Origin of the sequence: Sporolactobacillus putidus, assembly GCF_014647035.1 — a bacterium.
GTDB lineage: Bacteria > Bacillota > Bacilli > Bacillales > Sporolactobacillaceae > Sporolactobacillus > Sporolactobacillus putidus.
Genome location: NZ_BMOK01000005.1, coordinates 188240 through 208423, shown reverse-complemented (window position 1 = coordinate 208423; position 20184 = coordinate 188240). Strand labels below are relative to the sequence as shown.

The 20184-nt window shown below is 49.3% G+C and carries 16 protein-coding genes, 1 pseudogene and 1 riboswitch; of the genes and pseudogenes, 4 read left to right on the top strand and 13 right to left on the bottom strand.

What is annotated here, in order from left to right; all coding sequences use genetic code 11:
• The 3 genes from IEX81_RS07970 to IEX81_RS07960 all read right to left on the bottom strand — a co-directional run.
• Positions 1 to 726: SH3 domain-containing protein (locus tag IEX81_RS07970; RefSeq protein WP_188802551.1), on the bottom strand; the 726-nt coding region annotated here is incomplete at its 3' end.
• 223 nt (positions 727 to 949) lie between these two features.
• Positions 950 to 1035, bottom strand: a riboswitch (cyclic di-GMP riboswitch).
• A gap of 260 nt (positions 1036 to 1295) precedes the next feature.
• Entirely contained in the window at positions 1296 to 2087 is a 792-nt protein-coding gene (locus IEX81_RS07965) for a C39 family peptidase (protein WP_188802550.1), read from the bottom strand.
• A gap of 310 nt (positions 2088 to 2397) precedes the next feature.
• The gene (locus IEX81_RS07960) at positions 2398 to 3351 is read right to left on the bottom strand and encodes a ketopantoate reductase family protein (RefSeq protein WP_188802549.1); all 954 of its coding nucleotides are present in this window, start codon (positions 3349 to 3351) and stop codon (positions 2398 to 2400) included.
• A gap of 266 nt (positions 3352 to 3617) precedes the next feature.
• Between IEX81_RS07960 and rnhA the strand changes: the two genes are divergently transcribed.
• A complete protein-coding gene (rnhA, locus tag IEX81_RS07955; RefSeq protein ID WP_229727522.1) occupies positions 3618 to 4082 on the top strand; it encodes a ribonuclease HI in 465 nt (154 codons plus the stop codon).
• Positions 4083 to 4188: 106 nt separating this feature from the next.
• Here the strand turns inward: rnhA and IEX81_RS07950 are convergent, their stop codons facing one another.
• From IEX81_RS07950 to nrdD, 3 genes and pseudogenes are all read right to left on the bottom strand, one after another.
• A complete protein-coding gene (locus tag IEX81_RS07950) occupies positions 4189 to 6195 on the bottom strand; it encodes an FAD-dependent oxidoreductase (RefSeq protein WP_188802548.1) in 2007 nt (668 codons plus the stop codon).
• Positions 6196 to 6392: 197 nt separating this feature from the next.
• Entirely contained in the window at positions 6393 to 6896 is a 504-nt protein-coding gene (gene nrdG / locus IEX81_RS07945) for an anaerobic ribonucleoside-triphosphate reductase activating protein (RefSeq protein ID WP_229727521.1), read from the bottom strand.
• Between the two features lie 72 nt (positions 6897 to 6968).
• A pseudogene (nrdD, locus tag IEX81_RS07940) lies at positions 6969 to 8804 on the bottom strand (anaerobic ribonucleoside-triphosphate reductase); the annotation flags it as partial.
• A 511-nt stretch (positions 8805 to 9315) separates the two neighbouring features.
• Between nrdD and IEX81_RS07935 the strand changes: the two are divergent.
• Both IEX81_RS07935 and prpB read left to right on the top strand, forming a co-directional pair.
• Complete coding sequence (locus IEX81_RS07935; protein ID WP_188802546.1) at positions 9316 to 10758, top strand: bifunctional 2-methylcitrate dehydratase/aconitate hydratase; 1443 nt, start codon at positions 9316 to 9318, stop codon at positions 10756 to 10758.
• Between the two features lie 42 nt (positions 10759 to 10800).
• Positions 10801 to 11727: a methylisocitrate lyase gene (gene prpB / locus IEX81_RS07930; protein ID WP_188802545.1), complete on the top strand. Its 927-nt coding sequence runs from the start codon at positions 10801 to 10803 to the stop codon at positions 11725 to 11727.
• A gap of 53 nt (positions 11728 to 11780) precedes the next feature.
• Here the strand turns inward: prpB and IEX81_RS07925 are convergent, their stop codons facing one another.
• On the bottom strand, positions 11781 to 12632 hold the full coding sequence (locus IEX81_RS07925; RefSeq protein ID WP_188802544.1) for an HAD family hydrolase: 852 nt from the start codon (positions 12630 to 12632) through the stop codon (positions 11781 to 11783).
• A 167-nt stretch (positions 12633 to 12799) separates the two neighbouring features.
• A complete protein-coding gene (locus tag IEX81_RS07920) occupies positions 12800 to 14083 on the bottom strand; it encodes an aspartate aminotransferase family protein (protein WP_188802543.1) in 1284 nt (427 codons plus the stop codon).
• Positions 14084 to 14294: 211 nt separating this feature from the next.
• Here IEX81_RS07920 and IEX81_RS07915 point away from each other — a divergent pair, with 211 nt between their 5' ends.
• Complete coding sequence (locus tag IEX81_RS07915) at positions 14295 to 15191, top strand: LysR family transcriptional regulator (protein WP_188802542.1); 897 nt, start codon at positions 14295 to 14297, stop codon at positions 15189 to 15191.
• 10 nt (positions 15192 to 15201) lie between these two features.
• Here IEX81_RS07915 and IEX81_RS07910 read toward each other — a convergent pair whose 3' ends face one another.
• From IEX81_RS07910 to IEX81_RS07890, 5 genes are all read right to left on the bottom strand, one after another.
• Positions 15202 to 15927 (bottom strand): amino acid ABC transporter ATP-binding protein, encoded by a 726-nt coding sequence (locus IEX81_RS07910; protein ID WP_188802541.1) that lies wholly within the window; start codon positions 15925 to 15927, stop codon positions 15202 to 15204.
• A complete protein-coding gene (locus IEX81_RS07905) occupies positions 15920 to 16594 on the bottom strand; it encodes an amino acid ABC transporter permease (RefSeq protein ID WP_188802540.1) in 675 nt (224 codons plus the stop codon). Before IEX81_RS07905 ends, IEX81_RS07910 begins: the two co-directional genes overlap by 8 nt.
• A 36-nt stretch (positions 16595 to 16630) precedes the next feature.
• Complete coding sequence (locus IEX81_RS07900; RefSeq protein ID WP_188802539.1) at positions 16631 to 17407, bottom strand: ABC transporter substrate-binding protein; 777 nt, start codon at positions 17405 to 17407, stop codon at positions 16631 to 16633.
• Positions 17408 to 17473: 66 nt separating this feature from the next.
• On the bottom strand, positions 17474 to 19141 hold the full coding sequence (locus IEX81_RS07895) for a M20/M25/M40 family metallo-hydrolase (RefSeq protein WP_188802538.1): 1668 nt from the start codon (positions 19139 to 19141) through the stop codon (positions 17474 to 17476).
• A 25-nt stretch (positions 19142 to 19166) separates the two neighbouring features.
• Complete coding sequence (locus tag IEX81_RS07890) at positions 19167 to 20171, bottom strand: dimethylarginine dimethylaminohydrolase family protein (protein WP_229727520.1); 1005 nt, start codon at positions 20169 to 20171, stop codon at positions 19167 to 19169.
• Positions 20172 to 20184 lie beyond the last annotated feature (13 nt).

The following is a 20184-nucleotide window of genomic DNA, read 5'->3' as shown; positions in this document are numbered from 1 at the left end:
TGTTCCGCCTTTATACGCGATCTGGAGCCAGTTCCCGCTTGTCCCGACCACGTTCACCTGTGTCCCTTTAGCCAGTGTGGCCAGCCACTGGCTGCTCACCGACGCTCCCGTCCTCACGTTCAGGTCGTCCGTTGTCGTTGCGGTATACTGCACTTGCGGCGTGGACGCAGACGATGTCGGGGAAGAGTCGGCATTTTTAACGTAAGCTGCCGAAACATAGGCCGATCCATTATTATAATTGATTTGAAGCCAGCCGTCCGCTGTCTTTCCCGTGACGGTCACCGAAGCCCCGCTTCGCAAAGTCGTCAGGATGGTGCCTGTCATACTGGGCAAGAACCGGACATTCAAGTTATCGGCCGTTGTACCCTGATAAGATGCGATGTTCTGTACGGCCTGTGATGGGGCAGCCGATTGAGACACTTGTGCGACATAAGAACCGTCGACGTATGCAGTGTTATTGTTGTATTGGACTTTCAGCCAGTTGCCATTCTCGCTCTTTCCTGCGATGCCGATCACATTAAATGTTTGTCCCTTGTAGAACAAACCGACTTTCGGCTGATCTGTCCCAGGTTGACTGCGAATATTAAGATTATCGGTTGCCTGTCCTTTGTATGGCTGAAAAGATTCCTGGGCAGAAGCCTGCGATGGTACCACACCGGCGGCGGCTGTAACTGCGGCGGCGGCCGCAAATGTTCCTATAACTGTCAGACTGCGATTTGGATTCAAAGTGCCCCACCCCCACATGCTGTAGAAAATTTGATATAAGTTTTATTAATATGGAGTCGATTTTATGTAAAAGTAATGGTGCTGCCCATAATTGTTTTACAGACCGGACAAAAGGGATCATGCATGGAGATAGGCTGAAAAAAGTGGAAAACGGAGAATTTGAAAAAAAGCAAAATAAAAACTCCCTCCGTTTTTACGTTTTCTCTCAAGCATGAGAAAAAAACACGGCAGTCCAGCCATCATAGCGAATCACGCTTTAGATCTGTGACTTTGCGCCGCTGCTTTTCAGCAGCTTTGCCTTTTAGAAAAGAGACTTACTAAACTATCTGTGTATTATCCAATATAAACCAATTTTTGGAACTTGACAAGGTTTATAGTAATATTAGCCTGTGACTTAAGGAACTCTGTGAGATTTTTTAAAAACGGTCTTCAATTTCAAGGAAAATCTTGGACATCACTATACTTTTTATCGGGTATTCTCCCCAAAAATTTTAGCCATTTCTAGTAATTTTCAATTTCTTGGATTCAAGTGCCGATTTTGCAAAAAATGGAAACAGATGTTTATTTGCCTACTTGCTGAAGGTGATGGCCTGATTCCCGAACTGTTTCCATGCATCGACAAAAGCTGATTTATCCGTCTTGCTGCCTCCGCTGTTCATCTCAGGGTCGTTAAAATAGACATTGTGTTCATCGTAGCCCGTAACGAGAACCGAATGTTCCATAAAAGAGATTCGCATGTCTCCCTCTTTAGTGTGCCAGCTTTGCCAGCCGTCGTCAGGTACAGGCTGAAAATCAATGCTGACTATAACCCATACCGGAGTTCCCATAGCAATCCGTTGCTCAACCTGATCCCAACCGGCCCCGCTCAGATCCACGACTCTTCCTCCCAGGTATTGCCTCGCGAGATCCGCTACAGGCCCATGGTAAACTGCCAGCCCCGGATCATCCGTGTCACCATGATACATATTGCCAACAAATCCATCGTTCGGGTTTCCCTGATACCCTCCCGACGAGAACGGCACTTTTTTTACCTTCGCCGCAAGCGTCATTTTATCCACCGGAATGCCTGCAGAATTCAGAAGCATGGTCAGACTTGAAATTTCACAGCCGTTCGGAAGTTCGGGGTTCTGGCTCGTAAATGGCACGGAAAGTTTCGCTTCTTTCGGCAGAACATTCTGCGCCGGCGGATGGCTGTTCACATTCTTATGCTGACCCGTCGTCTGTTCCCTTTTCGTTATTTTTTGCGGAGCGCTTACTTGTCCGGACCTGCTGTCCACTTCTCCTACGACAAGGAGGGTGCCGGCAAAGAGAAAGAGGAGCAGGGTGAAGAAAAACCATGAAATTTTCCCAGCGAAATTCATAGATCTGCCTCCCTCGTATTAACATTCCGATACCTGCACAAAAACTTTAAAAACGTCTTTCTACCATTCCACGCATTTTGTCCGACGATTATGACTAAAAAAATCTATGAAACCGGCCCATAGTTTCCTCGCTGAAGGACGGACAAGCCAAAGGCCCGGATAAAAAGCCATTCAGATCATTGGTCAAATCTATTTTTGCTTGCTTTTATTAAATTTTCATTAAAAAAAATCGATGCCGTCTTAACAAAAGGCATCGAATCAATACGGATCATTTATATAATTAGAGAGTGAAAGCCGTCTTCGGTGAGACCTATCTGACTCCCTGCAGAGAACTATTTCTTTTTTCTATGAAGCGGAGAAGATGATAAATAGTTTCAATCGTCTTAACAGGGACACGATATTCATGAGCCACCTGAATGGCGAATCCGAGTATCGCTTCCAGTTCCATTTTCCTGCCGTTCTCCAAATCCTGAAGCATAGACGTTTTGTGATTCTGGACTTCTTTATTCGGAAGGAGCACGGTATCGGAGAATTCCGGTCTGATTGTCACTCCGGCAGCTTTGGCCGTTTCCATAAATTCGCTTTTCATCCCCTGAAGGAGCGGCATCACATCCGAATCATTGAGCGCCTCCCCTACCTTGGTTTTGGTGAGAGCTGTTACAGGGTTGTAAATAATATTCCACAATAATTTTTCCCACTTGACCTGGCGAATATCATCCGTCACTTCCGTCTTCACCCCCGCCGACCGCAAAGCGCCGGCCAATTCGCCGAGCATCTGTTTCCGCCCTTCAGCCGGGTCGTTCTCCCTCTGCCACTCGCCAATGACCAGGGTACCTTCTCCCACATGATTCACAATACCCGGGGCTTCCCGAATAATTGAAATGAAAGCCGAGCCTCCGACCACCCTGTCCGCGCCAAATTCATCGACCAGTTTTTCTTCATTGCCGATTCCGTTCAAAAGGCAGATAATCTGAGTCCTGCGGCCGGTAAGTGCCCGAAGCTCCGGCATAACGTCCTCCAATACTGTCGATTTTACCGACAGCAGGACAAAGTCAAAATCCGTCTCTTGCTGAAGATGTCCGGCATCCGCCACTTTGACGGGCAGCGAAAAATCTCCGTTGATGCTTTTCACAATCATATCGTGGCAGCGCAGGTAGTCCAGAGTCTGACCTCTTGCGACAAACGTCACATCCTGTTTTTCTCTGGCCAGCAGCCCACCGAAAAAACAGCCGATCGCACCGGCTCCCAGTACCGCAATTTTCAAAACAAACACCCCTCATTAAGCAGATTGATCTTCCCGTTCATCCTTTGGCTGTTGTCCCAACTCGTTTTTCTCTGTTCCGGGTGCCGCAATCCTTAATCCTATTTTACAGCATGGCGAATGATCTTTACATTTTCATCAGAAAATCTTTTTCTGCTTCCGAACGGTAAACCCGGTGTCGGAATTGACGGATTACATCTCTGCCATGTTCGCGAAACTCCTGTCCTCTGATATAATAGAGCAAAAGAAACCATGGGATGAAACGGGTGATGCATTTGGACAACATTATCATCTATTGCGACGGCGGCTGCCGCGGCAACCAGAGCGAACACAACATCGGCGGGTGGGGCGCCGTCCTTAAATTCGGAGCGCGTACAAAAGAACTCTATGGCGGCGCAAAAAACACGACAAACAACATTATGGAACTGACCGCCGCTGTCAAAGCCCTTGAAGCTTTGAAAACCGAGCACATTCCTGTAGCCTTTTTCATTGACAGCGCTTACGTCGTTAACGGCATGAACAGCTGGGTGCCGGGGTGGATTAAAAAAGGCTGGAAGACAGCGGGCGGATCGCCTGTGAAAAACAAAGAGCTCTGGATCCGGCTGAATGAACTGGCCGCCAAACAAAAGTCGATTACCTTTAACAAAGTAAGAGGACACCATGGCGTCGAACTGAATGAACGGGCCGATCAACTCGCCAACCGCGGGATGGATGAAATGGAAGCAAGTCTTTGAAGTAAAAAAGGCTTTGGGGGAGTGCAAAAAGGATCGTGTGTCATGCCGGATACATCGAACATGACACACGATCCTTTTTAAGAAAAATCGTTCCATTGAGATATTGTTAGCAGTTGAGACCTACTTCGTTGCCACTCCAGACAGCGTTCATTATATTTGCCGCCTGATAAGCGTCACCGATCAAATACAAATCGGCAATCTTTCCATTAAGCTTATTATAAAGCGTCTGGTTAGGCTTAAATCCAACTGAAATCACAACTGTGTCTGCAGCTAGGAACTGTTTCCTGAAGCAATTGTTTGTCAGCACCGCACCTTCATCCGTTATTTCAGTCAGCGAACTATTGTTGATGACCTTGACTTCATATTTATGGAGCAAGTCAATGAGCATAATCTTGTTCATATGCGGAATAGGTTTGCCGCCGCCGCTGCTTAATATTTCATTCTTCGCCTCAACGATCGTTACGGCTCTGCCGTTTTCTGCAAGGTACAAAGCCGTTTCGCACCCTACAAGTCCTCCGCCTATGATCAGAACGGTTTTTCCGGCTGTTTTTTTGCTTTCAAGAATTTCAATGGGTGTCGTAACCCTATCTTTGTCAGCACCTGGGATATCCAGAGGGATTTCGCTTGCGCCTGTTGCAATAATGACGACATCCGGCTTTTCCCTTTCGACAAGTTCTTCGGTTACCTCCGTTCCTTTTATTACCGGAATATCAAGACTTTTCAATTCATTTTTGTACCAGGAAATCAGTCTTCTGTCATCTATCTTAAATTCTGGAGTGGATCCGGGTATTATCTGTCCGCCCAGTTGATCACTTTTCTCGTAAAGCGTTACCTTATGACCCCTGAGCATTGCAACCCTTGCTGCTTCCATTCCCGCGACTCCGCCGCCGACGATCATCACTTTTTTTGCAGCAAGTACCCGTTTCGGTTCGTAATATCTTTCCCTGCCGCACGCCGGATTAACTGCGCAACTGAGCGGCTTCCCTTCAAACCCGCGTCCAAGACAGCCGACATGACAGCCGATGCATGGACGGATACGCTCCACCTGATGATTCATGACCTTCTTTGGCCAATAGGGATCTGTCAGCAGCGGTCGCCCCAGTCCAATCATATCCGCCGAACCCTCTTCCAAGGACTTTTCCGCTGTTTCCGGAACGCCGAGTTTTCCAGCTACGATCACCGGTATATTAACCGCTTCTTTTAATTTTTTGGTATAAGGGAGATACAATCCTTCTTTCTGGTAAACCGGCGGATGCGACCAATACCACGCATCATATGTCCCCATGTCCGTATTTAATTCGTCATAACCCGCCGCTTCGAGAATTTTTGCTGCTTCTATCCCCTCCTCAAGGTCCCGTCCTTTTTCAATATAGTCTTCATCAGGAAGACCGCCTTGTCTCCAGTCCTTGACACAGCTTTTTACGCTGTAGCGCAGTCCTACCGGAAAGTTTTTCCCGCATCTCTCTTTAATACCCTGGACGATTTCGATCGGAAGCGTCAGTCTGCCTTTCAGATCCCCTCCATACTTGTCGGTCCGCCTGTTGAACAGGGATAGTGTAAACTGATCCAGCAGGTAGCCTTCATGAACGGCGTGTATTTCAACGCCGTCAAATCCCGCCTTTTTAGCTATGTCGGCGCTTTCAACAAACTGTCCGACAATCCACTCCACCTCAGAAGTGGTCAGCTCATTGCAAGTAACGGAAGGATCCCAGTAGTTTGGAATGCGAGAAGCGGAAACCGGCGGAGCAGCGAGAAGCGACCCTGGAACCCCGCTTCTTCCGAAGCCCATGGTCAGTTGCAGAAATATTTTTGTTCCGTATGCGTGAACACGCTCTGTCATTTCTGCCGAAGTCATCAGGAATCTTCCCGGATTTTCTGAAACAACCGGAATGACACCCGAAACCACCTTATCCAGTTTATTTTCGACTTTGGTAATGCTTGTGATGATTAACCCTGTACCACCCTTCGCCCGCTCAACATAATAATCAATAGCTCTCTGATTATAGCACCCCTCATTATCGACGAAACCAAAAGCCCCCATCGGAGCCATTGATATTCTGTTTTTGACGTCCAGTTTGCCGATTTTGATAGGTTGAAACAAAGATTCATACATTTTAAATACCCCTCCCTTTTGTGCCGAATCTCATACATATCCGGTATAACATTGCTCCTATCAATTGTATGTTAAATTTTTCACAAAAAATGAAAGCGTTTTATTTGAATTCTCCTGCACGCTTAACAAAGATCGAATAAAAACAAACCCGAAAGAGAAGGACGTCTCAATCGGGTTTGTTGGTTTAATATACGATTTTACCTAAAAAGTAAAACCACTTTTTTATTTTCCAGCGATTTCTTCACGTCGATCACTCTCTGATTGGACGATCCCCGGAATTTCAGTTTCAAATTTCTCTTTGCGATATCGAATTGTCCGTCGACAAGGACGTCCAGGTGGTTCAGCATTTCCCGTCTCTCGGGATCCTCCAGCAGGTGCTCGAACCGGAAGCCCGTCCAGCACCAGATGTCCTTGCCTTGACATTCCCGGTTGACACGTTTCACGAGGTGGGTCAGCGTGGTCGGGTGATCAAACGGTTCACCGCCCAGAAGCGAGAGCCCCTGCACGCGGACATCGGGTTGATTCAGGTCGGCAATGATTTGATCCTCAAATTTATCCGTGTAAGGTTCGCCAAACCTGGGATTCCAGGCGACCGCGTTCCAGCAGCCTTTGCAGTGAAAATGGCAGCCGCTCACAAACAAGGAATGCCTGATCCCCGTTCCATTTAAAAAATCAAATTTTTTATAATCTGCGTAATTCATCTTTTGCATGCTGCACGGAGAAAAGCGGAATCCGGTCCGCGCAGCGTCGCCTCCTTTCAACAGACTTTCCGATTAACACTGCTGCTTTTCCCGGCTGTTGATTTCTTTCAGGCGCCCTTTAATCGGTTTGCGCTGAATGACGGAACCGAGGTAGCCGCACAGCCGGCGAATGCACGATGTCGTCTCCGGATTATGATTGCCACAGCTTGGGCACTTAAATCCTTCAGCTGTTGATTCGAACTCGCCTTCATAGCCGCATTCATAGCACTTGTCAATCGGGGTATTCGTGCCGAAGTAGCCGACCCGGTCATAAGCATAATCCCAGACGGCTTCAAGTCCTTCGGGATTGTTGATCAGCGACGGAAATTCACAATAATGGATGAATCCGCCTGCCGTATAAGGCTCATAATCTTTTTCAAAATCTATTTTCTCAAACGGATTGATTTTTTTTCGGACATCGTAATGAAAGCTGTTTGTATAGTAATCTTTATCGGTAATATCCCTGATGCTGCCGAATTTCTGCTTGTCCAGACGGCAGAAACGGTCTGTCAGGCTTTCCGACGGTGTCGCATAGACACTGAACGCGTAGCCCGTTCTTTCTCGCCATTCGAGCGAAACTTTTTTGAAACGCTTGACAATGTCCAACGTAAACGCCTTTGCTTCAGAATTGTGCTCCCATTCCGGGCCATAGAAGACGGCCGCCGCCTCATAAAGCCCAATATAGCCCATCGAAACGGTTGCCCGCCCATTTTTGAATATATCGGATACTTGCTCATCGGCGTGCAGGCGTTTGCCGGTCGCTCCGTATTGATAAAGAATCGGCGCGTTCTTTGCCGTTACCTTGTCCAAAGTGTGGATACGGAACAGCAGTGCACGGCAGACAAGATCGAGACGCTCCTCAAACAGACTCCAGAACGCTCCTTTGTCACCGCTTGATTCCAGGGCGATCCGCGGAATATTCAGCGTGACGACACCCATGTTGTTGCGCCCGTCGGTTACATATCCGCCGTTTTCCTTATAGGATGGAAGAAACGAGCGGCAGCCCATCGGTGCCTTGAAATCTCCGGTCACTTCGACAATGCGGTCATAATTCAGTATGTCCGGATACATGCGCTTTGTCGAGCATTCCAGCGCCAGTTTCTTGATATCATAATTCGGGTCACCCGGTTCAAGATTCAAGCCCCTTTTAATCGTAAAGACCAGTTTTGGAAAAACCGCGGTCTTATGATCTCTGCCGAGGCCCAGAATTCTTACCTTCAATACGGCTTTCTGAATTTCACGCGCAAACCAGGAGCTGCCCAGCCCGAAGTTCAGCGTGAAGAAAGGTGTCTGGCCGTTGCTCGAGAAAAGCGTGTTGATCTCATATTCGAGCGACTGCATGGAATCATAGATTTCCTTCTTCGTCATTTCATAAGCATACTTTTCCTGCGTGGCCGGATCCGATATCCACGTTTTCGCGGTTTTCAAATATTTACTAAAACTGATTCTGGCATACGGTTCCAGCACTTCGTCGGCGCGGTTGAACGACGTACCGCCATAAATATTCGACGAAACATTGGCCACAATCTGCGCAACGAGCGCGGTCGCTGTCTTAATCGATTTCGGTTGTTCAACGTCGGCGTTGCCGATCGAAAAGCCATTTTCCAGCATACCCCTGAAGTCGATCAGCATGCAGTTGTACATTGAGAAAAAAGGCGAATAGTCAAGATCGTGAAAATGAATGATCCCCTCATTATGAGCAGCGGCAAATTCTTCGGGCAGAATATGGCGCAGGGCGTAATCTCTTGCCGCTACGCCGGCGAGCAGATCGCGCTGCGTGTTAAAAACCTTTTCATCTTTATTGGCGTTTTCGTTGGCTACATATTCATCCATATTGATTAAGTCACGAATTTTATCATCCAGCGTTTTCTCTTTGATCATTGGTTCTTTAATCATTCCGGGTCCCCTCCACTTGTCTTTAAAAATATTATAGAACAACATGTAGTAGGATCAAGAGTTGACATTCCACAATATATTGATTTCAAGTGGCATTTTTATGGATTTTTAGGATAACAGCGCGAAAAAAAAGGATGGAACCGTTTTGTGACAACTTTTCAAACGAAGAGAAACCCGGGGAGTACTGCAATCATGAAGCGGGCTGCCTGACCAACGACCCGCTTCACTACATTATATCGGTTGTTTGACGTAAAAGATAAACGATCGCGTTCATTTTATCAGCCTGAGGAACAAAAATCGGCAGCTTTACCCGTTTACCACTTTGAGCGCTTTTTTGCTGAAAAAAGAAAAACAGGCGCCAGCTCTGCGGCAGCATCAGTTTTGACTGTTATATAACACCCGTCTATAATTAAAATTACTGGAAGTTTTTTAATACAGCACATTGTAAGCGAATACATTTTCTGTGACGGGAGGACCGGATTATATGGCAGTTAAAGAAAACCGTCGTCAAACTGTCGATCAACTGCTTTCCGATATTGCCGTTTATGTAAAAGGCGGCTTGATTGAAAGTGAAGAAGCCCGGCGGACCGCCCGCTATGTCCTGATGGATACCATCGGATGCGGTCTGCTGGCGCTGCGGTATCCTGAATGTACGAAACTGCTCGGACCTGTTGTGCCGGGAATGGTCGTGCCGAACGGAGTCCATGTTCCCGGGACTTCCTATGTTCTTGATCCTGTCCAGGGTGCTTTCAACATCGGCTGTATGAACCGCTGGCTCGATTTTAATGACACGTGGCTTGCGGCTGAGTGGGGACACCCTTCCGACAATCTGGCCGCTATTCTTGCGGCGAGCGATTACGTCAGCCGCTCGAACCGTACCAAAGGGAGAGCACCGCTTCTGATGAAACAAGTGATGGAATCGATGGTCAAGGCTCATGAAATTCAGGGGGTGCTGGCGCTCGGCAACAGTCTGAACAGACACGGACTGGATCATGTCCTGTTTGTTAAAATCGCCTCGGCTGCGGTTTCCTGTGCCCTTTTCGGCGGCACTGAGGAGGACATCGAAGCAGCGGTCTCGCAGGCGCTTGTTGATAGCTCAAGTCTGCGCACATACCGGCACGGCCCGAATACCGGATCCCGAAAATCATGGGCGGCAGGCGATGCAGCCGGCCGCGGCGTCCGGCTGGCGCTGATGACGCTGCGCGGAGAGATGGGGTACGGGACACCGCTGACCGCCTCAGGCTGGGGTTTTCAGGATGCGCTGTTCAGCGGGCAAAGTCTCACGCTTGAGCGCCCCCTTGGTTCCTATGTCATGGAAAACGTTCTGTTCAAAGTTTCTTATCCTGCCGAGTTTCACGGACAGACGGCACTCGAGGCGGCGATCACACTTCATCCTGAAACTGTTGGAAAGCTTGGCGACATTCAGCGCATCATCATCACGACTCATGAATCCGCCATCCGCATTATCGACAAGACAGGACCGCTGAACAATCCTGCCGACCGCGACCACTGCATTCAATACATCGTCGCCATCGGCCTGATCTTCGGCACGCTGAGCGCCGACCACTATGAAGACAAAACAGCCGCCGACCCGCTCATCGACCGGCTGCGCGAAAAAATGCAGGTCGTTGAAGATATTGCTTACAGCAAGGACTATCTTGATCCGGAGAAGCGGTCGATCGCCAGCAGCGTGCAGATTTTTTTCAAAGACGGGACGAAAACGGAGCGCGTAGCCGTTGAATACCCGATCGGTCACAGAAAACGCCGGAAAGAAGCCGTTCCTCTGTTAATCGATAAGTTCAGGAACAATTTGCTGACAACTTTTACTGAAAAGAAAACGGAACAGATCCTCTCACTGTGCCTCGACAGTAAACAACTTGAAGCCACGCCGGTGGATGAATGGATGGATCTGTTTTCGCCCATATGAAAAAAGCTTTTAAAGGAATGAACGGACGGGGAGGAGATTTTTTTGAGCTGGATTGTCAATGAACAAACAACGCAAAAACAGCTGGCCGAACAATTTCGCCAACTGATGGAGGGCCCGGAACTTTTAAAAATACCCGGAGTCCATGATGGTATGTCGGCGCTGATTGCCGGAAGAGTCGGATTTGAGGCGCTTTATTTGTCGGGAGCCGCCTACACGGCAAGCCGCGGTCTCCCCGACCTCGGTCTCATCTACTCCAATGAAGTGGCCGAGAAGGCGCATGAGCTGGTCCGTGCCGCCGATCTCCCTCTGCTCGTCGATATCGATACAGGATACGGCGGAATACTCAACACGGCCAGAGCAGCAAAAGAAATGGCGGAGGCCGGGGCGGCAGCCGTGCAGATTGAAGATCAGCAGATGCCGAAGAAATGCGGACATCTGAACGGAAAGAGACTGATCTCTTCAGAGGAAATGCAGCAAAAAATACAGACAATTAAAGCGTCGGCCCCGAGCCTCGTTGTTGTCGCGCGAACGGATGCCAAAGCCGTCGAGGGAATCGATGGCGCCGTCGCCCGGGCACAGGATTACATCGCCGCCGGGGCCGACGCCATCTTCCCCGAAGCACTCATTTCCAGGGAGGATTTTCAGGCGATGCGCCGTGCGGTCAGCGTACCTCTGCTTGCCAATATGACTGAGTTTGGAAAAACGCCCTACTATACCGCGGAAGAATTCGCCGGATTCGGCTTCAATATGGTCATCTATCCCGTAACGTCGATGCGGGCGGCAGCCAAGGCTTGTGAACGGGTTTTTACCGATATTTTCGAAAAGGGAACACAGAAAAACAGTCTGCACAATATGCAGACTCGAGCCGAGCTTTACGAAACAATTGACTACGCGAAATATGAATCACTCGACCGTCACATTGCCAAAACCGCCCTGCCTGAAATCGGAAAAGAAGGCCAGAATCATTAATCCGGAACAGAATGGCAGCTGAGGACCCTCGTCATATTCCGGTATCGACGGAATCAGTCAAACGTCTTCTTCAGAAAATGATAGAGTCCGTTTTCAGCGTATGAATAGTCGGTGACCTCATCCGCCCGCGCCTTTACATGATCAGGCGCGTTTTTCATGGCTGCTGAATGGCCGGCAACCCTGAACATCGGCAAATCGTTTTCTCCGTCCCCAACAGCGAGCGCTGTTTCAAGAGGAAGACGGTAATGATGGAGCAGAGTCTGGATGCCGCTCGCCTTCGAAACCCCTTTTGCCGTGACTTCCGCGTTATTCTGGGATGAAGAGAAAAAGTCGAAAGGCATTTCCAGGCTCAGTTCGGCCAGCTCTTGTTTCCATTGACGCATCTTCTCAACATGCTTGCTGAAGAAATACATTTTACTGACGGTGGAAATCTCCGGCAAGGTCACTTTATCTTTCCATGTGATGATCTGATTGACGGCCCGCAGGCGTGAGAGCCATTCATTCTCAGAAACCGACCCGGGTTTGGGGCCGCAAATCTGCTCCAGGATATACGGCCGGTCCTGTGCGAGTGTCACGCGTCCCCCCTCAGCCGGGTTCAGCTCGTAGTATATCTCGGCCCGCTCAGCCCGTCTGATAAGTTCAGGGACCAGCTCTTCGGAAAGCGCACCCTGAAAAATATTTTCGTTTCCTGCATAAACAGCCATGCCGTTTGCCGAGACCATGCCGTCGGCCGGAAAATCCTCCTGCAGTACGTCCCACGCATCCTTATACGGCCGTCCGGTTACAGCAAAAATATGGACGCCGCGTTTCCGAAGCACCCTCAAGTAATTTCTCAGCTCGTCCGTAACCGTATTCAGCGGAGTCAGCACTGTTCCGTCAAGATCCGTCATCACCGTCTGGTACATTTTCATCCCGCCCTTCAGAGATACGATCGTTTTCCGTCCCGCTCCATTTTACCATATATGGTGACCGCTTCAAGGAAGAACAGGGTTCGACCTGGATTCAGGATAAAAGCGGGGCAGAAAAACTAGATTCGTTTTCCCGCCCCGCCTCAGATGCTACGTTGTTCATGTTAATGGACGAGCAGAGACTCCTCCACACTTTCGGTAAAAATCGTCATCGCCTGGTCGATTTGGTCTTCCTCCACGATCAGCGGAGGAATGAACCGGATGACATTTTTGCTGACGCCGCAGTTCAGCAGTATCAGTCCTTTTTCCAGCGCCTTTTTCTGTATGTTCGCGACAAGAGCGGCGTCCGGACGGCCCTGTTTGTCAACAAATTCGGCACCGATCATCAGGCCCAGCCCTCTGACTTCCAGAATCTCGCTGTGTTTTTCTTTCAGGGACTCCAGTTTTTTCTTAAAATAGCCGCCGATCTCTGCTGCGTGATCGGCGAGCCCCCCTTCAAGAAGGTCAAACACTGCCACTCCGGCGGCACAGGCCACGGGATTCCCTCCGAATGTTCCGCCGTGCGTGCCCGCCGGCCATTGGTCCATCAGCGACCGTCTGGCGACCATCGCGCTGAGCGGGAATCCGTTGGCGATTGCCTTGGCGAGCGTCATGATGTCCGGTTTCACATCAAAATGTTCATAGGCAAAAATCTTGCCGGTTCGCCCGAATCCCGTCTGTACTTCGTCAAAAGCAAGAAGAATGCCGTGCTCATCGCAAATTTTTCTCAGGGCTTGGAGAAACGACTTCGGCGGTACGATATAACCGCCCTCACCCTGAACCGGTTCAAGAATCATGCAGGCTACCTGTTCCGGTTCGATCAGATCGTGGAAAATCTCATCCAGCTGAGCGAGACAGCGTGCCACTTCCTGTTCTTCGCTCAGCCCCGTCCGGATCGCGTACGGATATTCCGCATAGTAGACGCTCGGCAGCAGGCCCTCATAGTTGCGGCGATACTTGGCGTTCGAAGCCGTGAGCGTCGTCGTCGCCAGTGTCCGGCCGTGAAAGCTGTGCTTGAATGAGATTATACCCGGACGGCGCGTCACCTGCTTTGCCAGTTTAATAGCCGCCTCGTTGGCCTCGGCACCGCTGTTTGAGAAATAGATTTTATAGTCGCTGCCCACATAGCCCAGTATCTTTTCCGCAAGTTCAATATAGGAGGAGTAGTAAACGACGTTATGGCCGCCATGAACCAGTTTATCCATCTGCTCTTTTGCTTTCTTCACGACAAATGGATTGTTGTGCCCGCAGTTCACAACCGCTACACCGCTAGCGAAGTCCAGATATTTCCGCCCCGTCTCATCCCACACATAAGCGCCCTCGCCTTTGACAATACCAAGATGTGTCGCGCGATTAGCAACAGGAGGAAACAGATCCAGTGATTTTTCGTATAAACTTTTTCCCGGCATGATTCTCATAACCTCTTCTTTCTTAAGATGAACTGTACACCGCTCAATTACGAAACTGGCGATTTGCCCTTCAGCAGATAAATTATTATATAATGATCTCAAACGACCGTTTATTCAAATATTTATGCGGCATCGCGGTTCTCCAGCAATCGGACGGTATCGCTTGTTTTTGAATGGCCGGCCAAGATCAATTTGTTCAAAGGGGATCATTATGGAACTCAGAAATCTGAAAACTTTTCAGACAGCCGCTGAATACTTAAATTTCACAAAAGCCGCGAAAATTCTCAATTTCTCTCAGCCAACCGTTACATCTCAGATCCGCGCACTGGAAATAGAAATTAAGAACCCGCTGTTTTTCCGCATCGGAAAACAAACCTATCTTACGTCACAAGGAGAAGTCATGAAGCGTTATGTCGATCAGATTTTCGCCACGCTTGATGAAATGAACCGAGAACTCTCAAAGGAAAGCCGCCCCGCGAGCAGGCTGGTCATCGCCGCCTCGGAAACGTTCTGCACGCATTATTTCCCGCCGATCATCCGGAAATTTCTGCACGAATGTCCAGAAGTCGGCATCAGGCTGGTCTCCTGCTACAGCAAAGACGTTATCGCCGGGATCGACAGCAACGACTTCGATATCGGGATTATCTCCGGAACCTACAGAAAATCCGGAATTACCAACATCGTCATTGCCGATCATGAAGATCTCGTTCTGATCGCATCAAAAGCGCTTCATGAAAAATACCCTGTCAGCGACATTCTCGATAAATATCCTTTTATTAAATATGAAATTGACGGCCCCTTTGAACAGCAAATGCGTCACTATATTCAGGAAGCAGGCATCAATTCTAAAAAAGTCATCGAATCCAGCAGCCTTGAGGCCGTGAAAAGCGCCGTCATGAGCGACATCGGCATCGGCCTGATCAGCCGCAATCTGGTCAAAAAGGAGCTGGCCGAAAAGCAGCTGGTCGAAATCAGTTTGAACAAGCAGCCGGTACAAATAAAAACGTCGCTGATCATTGCCGCCAGCAAATTAAGCGACAACAGCACGATGCGCTTGATCAGCATCATTGAAAGAGACTGGAACGCCATTCATGACATGGCGGATTAACGCTCAGATTTTATAATATTTTTTCGAGAAAATCCTTTGCACGGTCTGTTTTCGGCGCACTGAAGAATTGATCAGGAGACGCGCTTTCCAGAATTTGTCCGTCGTCCATGAAGACAACTTTGTCGGCGACCATTTTGGCAAAGCCCATCTCATGGGTCACGATGATCATCGTCATGCCCGTATCCGCCAGTGACTGAATAACCTCAAGGACTTCCTTGACCATTTCCGGGTCAAGGGCAGACGTCGGTTCGTCAAACAACATGTAGTCGGGTTCCATGGCCAGTGCCCTGGCTATCGCGACCCGCTGCTGCTGACCGCCCGACAGCTTGCTCGGGTATTGTCCGGCCTTCTCCGACAGTCCAACTTTTTCAAGCAATTCCTTTGCCCGTTCCTCGGCCTTTTCCCTGGACAGCCCTTTGACCTTCATCGGCGCATAAATCAGATTTTCAAGCACGGTCTTGTGCGGAAAAAGATAGAAATGCTGAAAAACCATGCCTACTTTTTCACGAACCTTGACGACCTGTTTCGGACGCAGCGCAGTCATCTCCTGATCGTCAATCTCCACCCGGCCGCCAGTCGGTTTTTCCAGAAGATTGATGCAGCGCAGAAAAGTAGATTTTCCGGATCCGGAGGGCCCGATGATAACGACAACTTCACCTTTTCTGATCTCAAGAGAAACATCTTTTAAGACGTGCAGTTCCCCAAAATTTTTAAAGATATGTTCAGCTTTAATCACTGCGGCGCATCCTCCTTTCCAGCCGGCCTCCGAAATAGGTCAGAATCAGAACGATCACATAGTACATCACAAGCGAAACAAGCATCGGCGGAAAATAAAGATAGTACTGGGCGGCCACAATCTGGGACCGGCGCATCATATCGGTTACTGAAATCGTCGAGACAATGGCCGAGTCCTTGGTCAGCGTAATAAATTCATTCATCATCGCCGGCAGAATGTTCTTGATGGCCTGCGGCAGAATGATATCTTTCATAGCCGGCCAGTAGGAGATGCCCAGCGCTTCAGATGCCTCAAACTGGCCTTTGTCAACCGCATTAATACCAGAGCGGATAATTTCCGACATGTAGGCGGCAGAATTCAGTCCGAACGTCAGGACCGCGCACGTAAACGGATTGACATCCCCCATTTGAAAGAGCTGCGGGATACCGAAATAGGCGATCGCCAGCTGCAGGATCAGCGGCGTCCCGCGGAACACGGATGTGTAAGCCCGGGCTAATCCGTTCAGCACTTTGATGTTTCCGATCTTACACAAAGAGAGCAGAATCCCGCCGACAAAACCGAGAATCGATGCGCCGAGCGCGATGCCCAAAGATACCCAAATACCATTGATTATATACGGAATTGAAGGGGCAATCGTTTTAAATCCCCCGATCAAATCATTCAGCATTGCCCCGTTTCCCCCCTCTGATCAGCAATAAACAGGTCACTGATTCTTGATCCATTGATTAACCAGCTGTTGTGCCTTGCCGTTCTTATTCATTTTATCCAGAACTTTGTTGAACTCTGCTTTCAGCTTGCTGCCCTTAGGGAATGCGACGCTGATCGGATCGGCCTGAGGTTTCCCGTTAACCAATGCCTGAAACTGATGCAGGGTTTTGTCTTTGCCGGTATAGCCGTAAGCTACGGAACTTACAGTAATAATTGCATCCAGTTTACCGGCTCTCATCGCTTCAGCCATATCATTCAACTTATCCCATCTCTGAATATTCATCGGAATCGTCTTGTTCAGCTCAACGGCCAGCGTTTCCTGAGTCGTTCCGAGCTGAACACCGACTTTTTTGCCCTTCAGATCATTGACACTGTTGATCTTTGCGTCTTTTTTCGACAGAACGACCTGATAGTCATTGAAATACGGTTTGGAGAATTCTACCTGTTTTTCTCTGGCAGGCGTGTCTACCATTCCGGCCATGACAAAATCAAGCTGTTTGCTGTTCAGTGAGGCAATGAGCCCGTTGAAGTCCTGGTTTTTAACTTGCAGATTGTAACCCAGCTGGCCGGCAATATATTTTGCCGTATCAAGATCGAATCCGACTATTTTATTGCCGTTTGCCGTATCTACGGATTCAAACGGCGGGTAATCCGCGCTTGTTCCCATAACAATTGTCTTCTTGGCTTGTCCGCCGCTGCTCCCTGTACTGCTGCACGCAGTTAATACAACTAGAAGTAACGCAATGACAATGAATCCCGCTTTTTTGAACATGAATAATCGCCTCTTTTTTTATTTTTCCCCTCCAAGAAGGGTAAACACCGGGAAGTAAAACTGATTTCAGGCTTCGCTTTTTTCCGACAGAACGCCTTCTGTCATTTCCCTGATCATACCGGGAAGCACGCCAAAGGAGTACGGCTTGTACACACGTTCCATCCATGTGTGCGCCTTTTTACCATAGACACCCATGTCGAGAACCGGAATATTAAGCTGCCGTATACGGTCGATCGGAATGCTGTACGTCCGCCCCCATCCCGGAAAGTTTTCGAGAATTTCCTTCGTTTCTTCCGCTGTCTCGTTCATCGAAAGGTAACTGCTATCCGCCAGATACGGGAAAAACCTTTTTTTGGCAAATGGTTCTCCCGTCTCTTCCCCGGCTTTTGCCAATATCCGGTCAAGCAGGTCATCGCAGCGCCGTTCTTCATCAATCTCCGTACGAAGATAGTTATGCGGACAGTAAGGGGGAGCGAAAAAAACAATCACTTTCGGTCGATAGTCTTCCGCCGCCGCTTCAAGTGCTTCAATGATTTTGTAACTGATTCGGCGAAATTCCTCAGACGGATGCTCCTGAATCGTTTTCTCCGTCACTTCTTCAACGTCAACACCCATTGCCCTCGCTTCTTCAGCGAACGTTCCGTAGGTCATCACGGTGGTTGACCAGTCCGGCGGATCTGCCTTCAAACCGCAATTGCCCGAGAATTTAGTGTATTGTTTTTTCAAAAAAACTTCAAGGTCTTGACAGGCGTTCTCTGCCGCACGTTCGAGATGTCTCAGCGCGTCCTTCGGGGACCGCTCGTAAAGAAAATAGTTAAAATAGAGGTGGGCGGCCCCCGCCGTCTGGACATTATAGAAAGACTTGCTGTCGCGCTGGTAGAGACAGGACGGGGGCAGAATCACCTCGCCGGGAATCTTCTCTGCGACGTCCATATTGTTGTTCAGTGCAATATTGATCTTGCTGGCAATCCATGTCGGATCAATGCCGGCAAGGGTTTCCCCGACATGAGTTTCCCTTCCCCGAATGTAAAAACAGCCGAGCAGCTTGCCCGCAGATCCTGTATAGACGTAGCGGTGCGGATCACCCCTATAGAGCGGACTGACGAAATCTCCGTTGATCGCCAGCAAATAGGTCAGATGCCTCTCCCGCCTCAGCCGGATCAGCTCGTCCACCGCTTCCATGGCGCCTTCGTGGTCATTTTCTTCGACAGGGTTGAACATGACAAGCAGATTGCCCTTCAGTTCGTCTCGATGTTCCGAGTAATACAGCAAGTTGCTCAGATGAACGGCGTCCCCGCTCTTCATGTCGAGGGCGCCTCTGCCGAACAGCCAGTCTCCCGATTCGGCGTCCATTTTCACATCGGCGTCTTTATCATAGTCTTTGAAAAAGGTCTCTAAATAATCCGGATCAAGCGCAAAGGATTCGATCGCCCCGAAATCATGGGTTCCGACGGTGTCCATATGGCCATGATAGATCACTGTCCGATCTGTCGGCACTTTGCTTTCAAGAAAAGCAAAGACATTTTTACGCCCCAGTCCGTCCCCCTTCAGCCTCTGTGTCCAGACCAGATCCGGATGCTTTTCGAAAAAAGGAAATGATCGGATGATGGCTTCCAGCCGGCCAGCAATGTCGACTTCTCCGGGTGTGCCGTTGACGCTCTTGACACCGACTAGGTCGCGCGTGATCATTTCCGCCTGTTGCTGCAGCGGCATGTCTTTAATTTGCTGATACATCAGGATCCCCCCTTTTTCAATCCTTTCAGTCATCCAGGTTGTCTCTCTGAAGAACGAGCGACGAGCAGTGGATTCCTCCGCCCATTTTATTGAGTTCGTCAACCGGTATGGCGATGACTTCGACCCCGGCCTGTTCGAGCGCCTCAATCGTCCGCTGACCGAGTGACGTAAACAGCACCTTTCCGGGTGAAAGACACAGGCAGTTCGTTGTCATCGGCGGGTCGAGCGGATCCGTATAAATCAGCTCAATACCGCGCTGCTGCAGCATCTGCAGGAACCAGTGCGGCAGATTGGCCGGATCGACCAGTGCTTTGTTTACGTCGACCATGTTGAACACTTCATCAAGGTGGATCATGCTCGACGGCAGATCAACGACGATCAGCTCCATCCCCTGCCAGGAGAGAATGGCACGCAGCTGGTCGACGCCTGCCTGATTCACGCGGATCGATCGGCCCGTAATGGCTGTTTTCCGGTCCAGCACCATGAAGCTGCCTCCCTCGACAAAACCTTCCCCTTGAATGGACGCGAGCACGGGCATTCCGATCTTAGCCGCCGTTTTAAGTGTTCTCCGCGTTTCCCCATATCGGAACTTCAATGCAAACCGGGCCAGAATCAGTCCTCCTGGAATCACCATGCCGACATCGCGGGCGAACAGGTTGTTTGTCAGCAATTCATCGTCTTCTTCCAGAGGAATAACTTCAACACCTTCTTCTTTCAGTACTGAAGTCATCCGGTCATGCTGCTCCTGCATTTTGGCCAGATCCAGCGGTTCCTTACTGAGACAATAGCTGACGATGTGTCCCTGATCATCCCGTAAAATTCTGGCATGCGCATCCGGTTCAAATTTGGCCTTATTTAATTCGAGAATTTCATTTCCCGGCCGGTGAACCAAAACTTTTCTGACTTTGCCGACCGCATTGGCGTTTCCCCAGTCGCTGCCCCAGTATGTTTCAAGCAGCGGCCGGTCTTCAAAGGGACGCTGAATCATATTTTCATCCAGAAATTTATGTAATACCGACAAGCTGATCACTCCTCCTGATGAA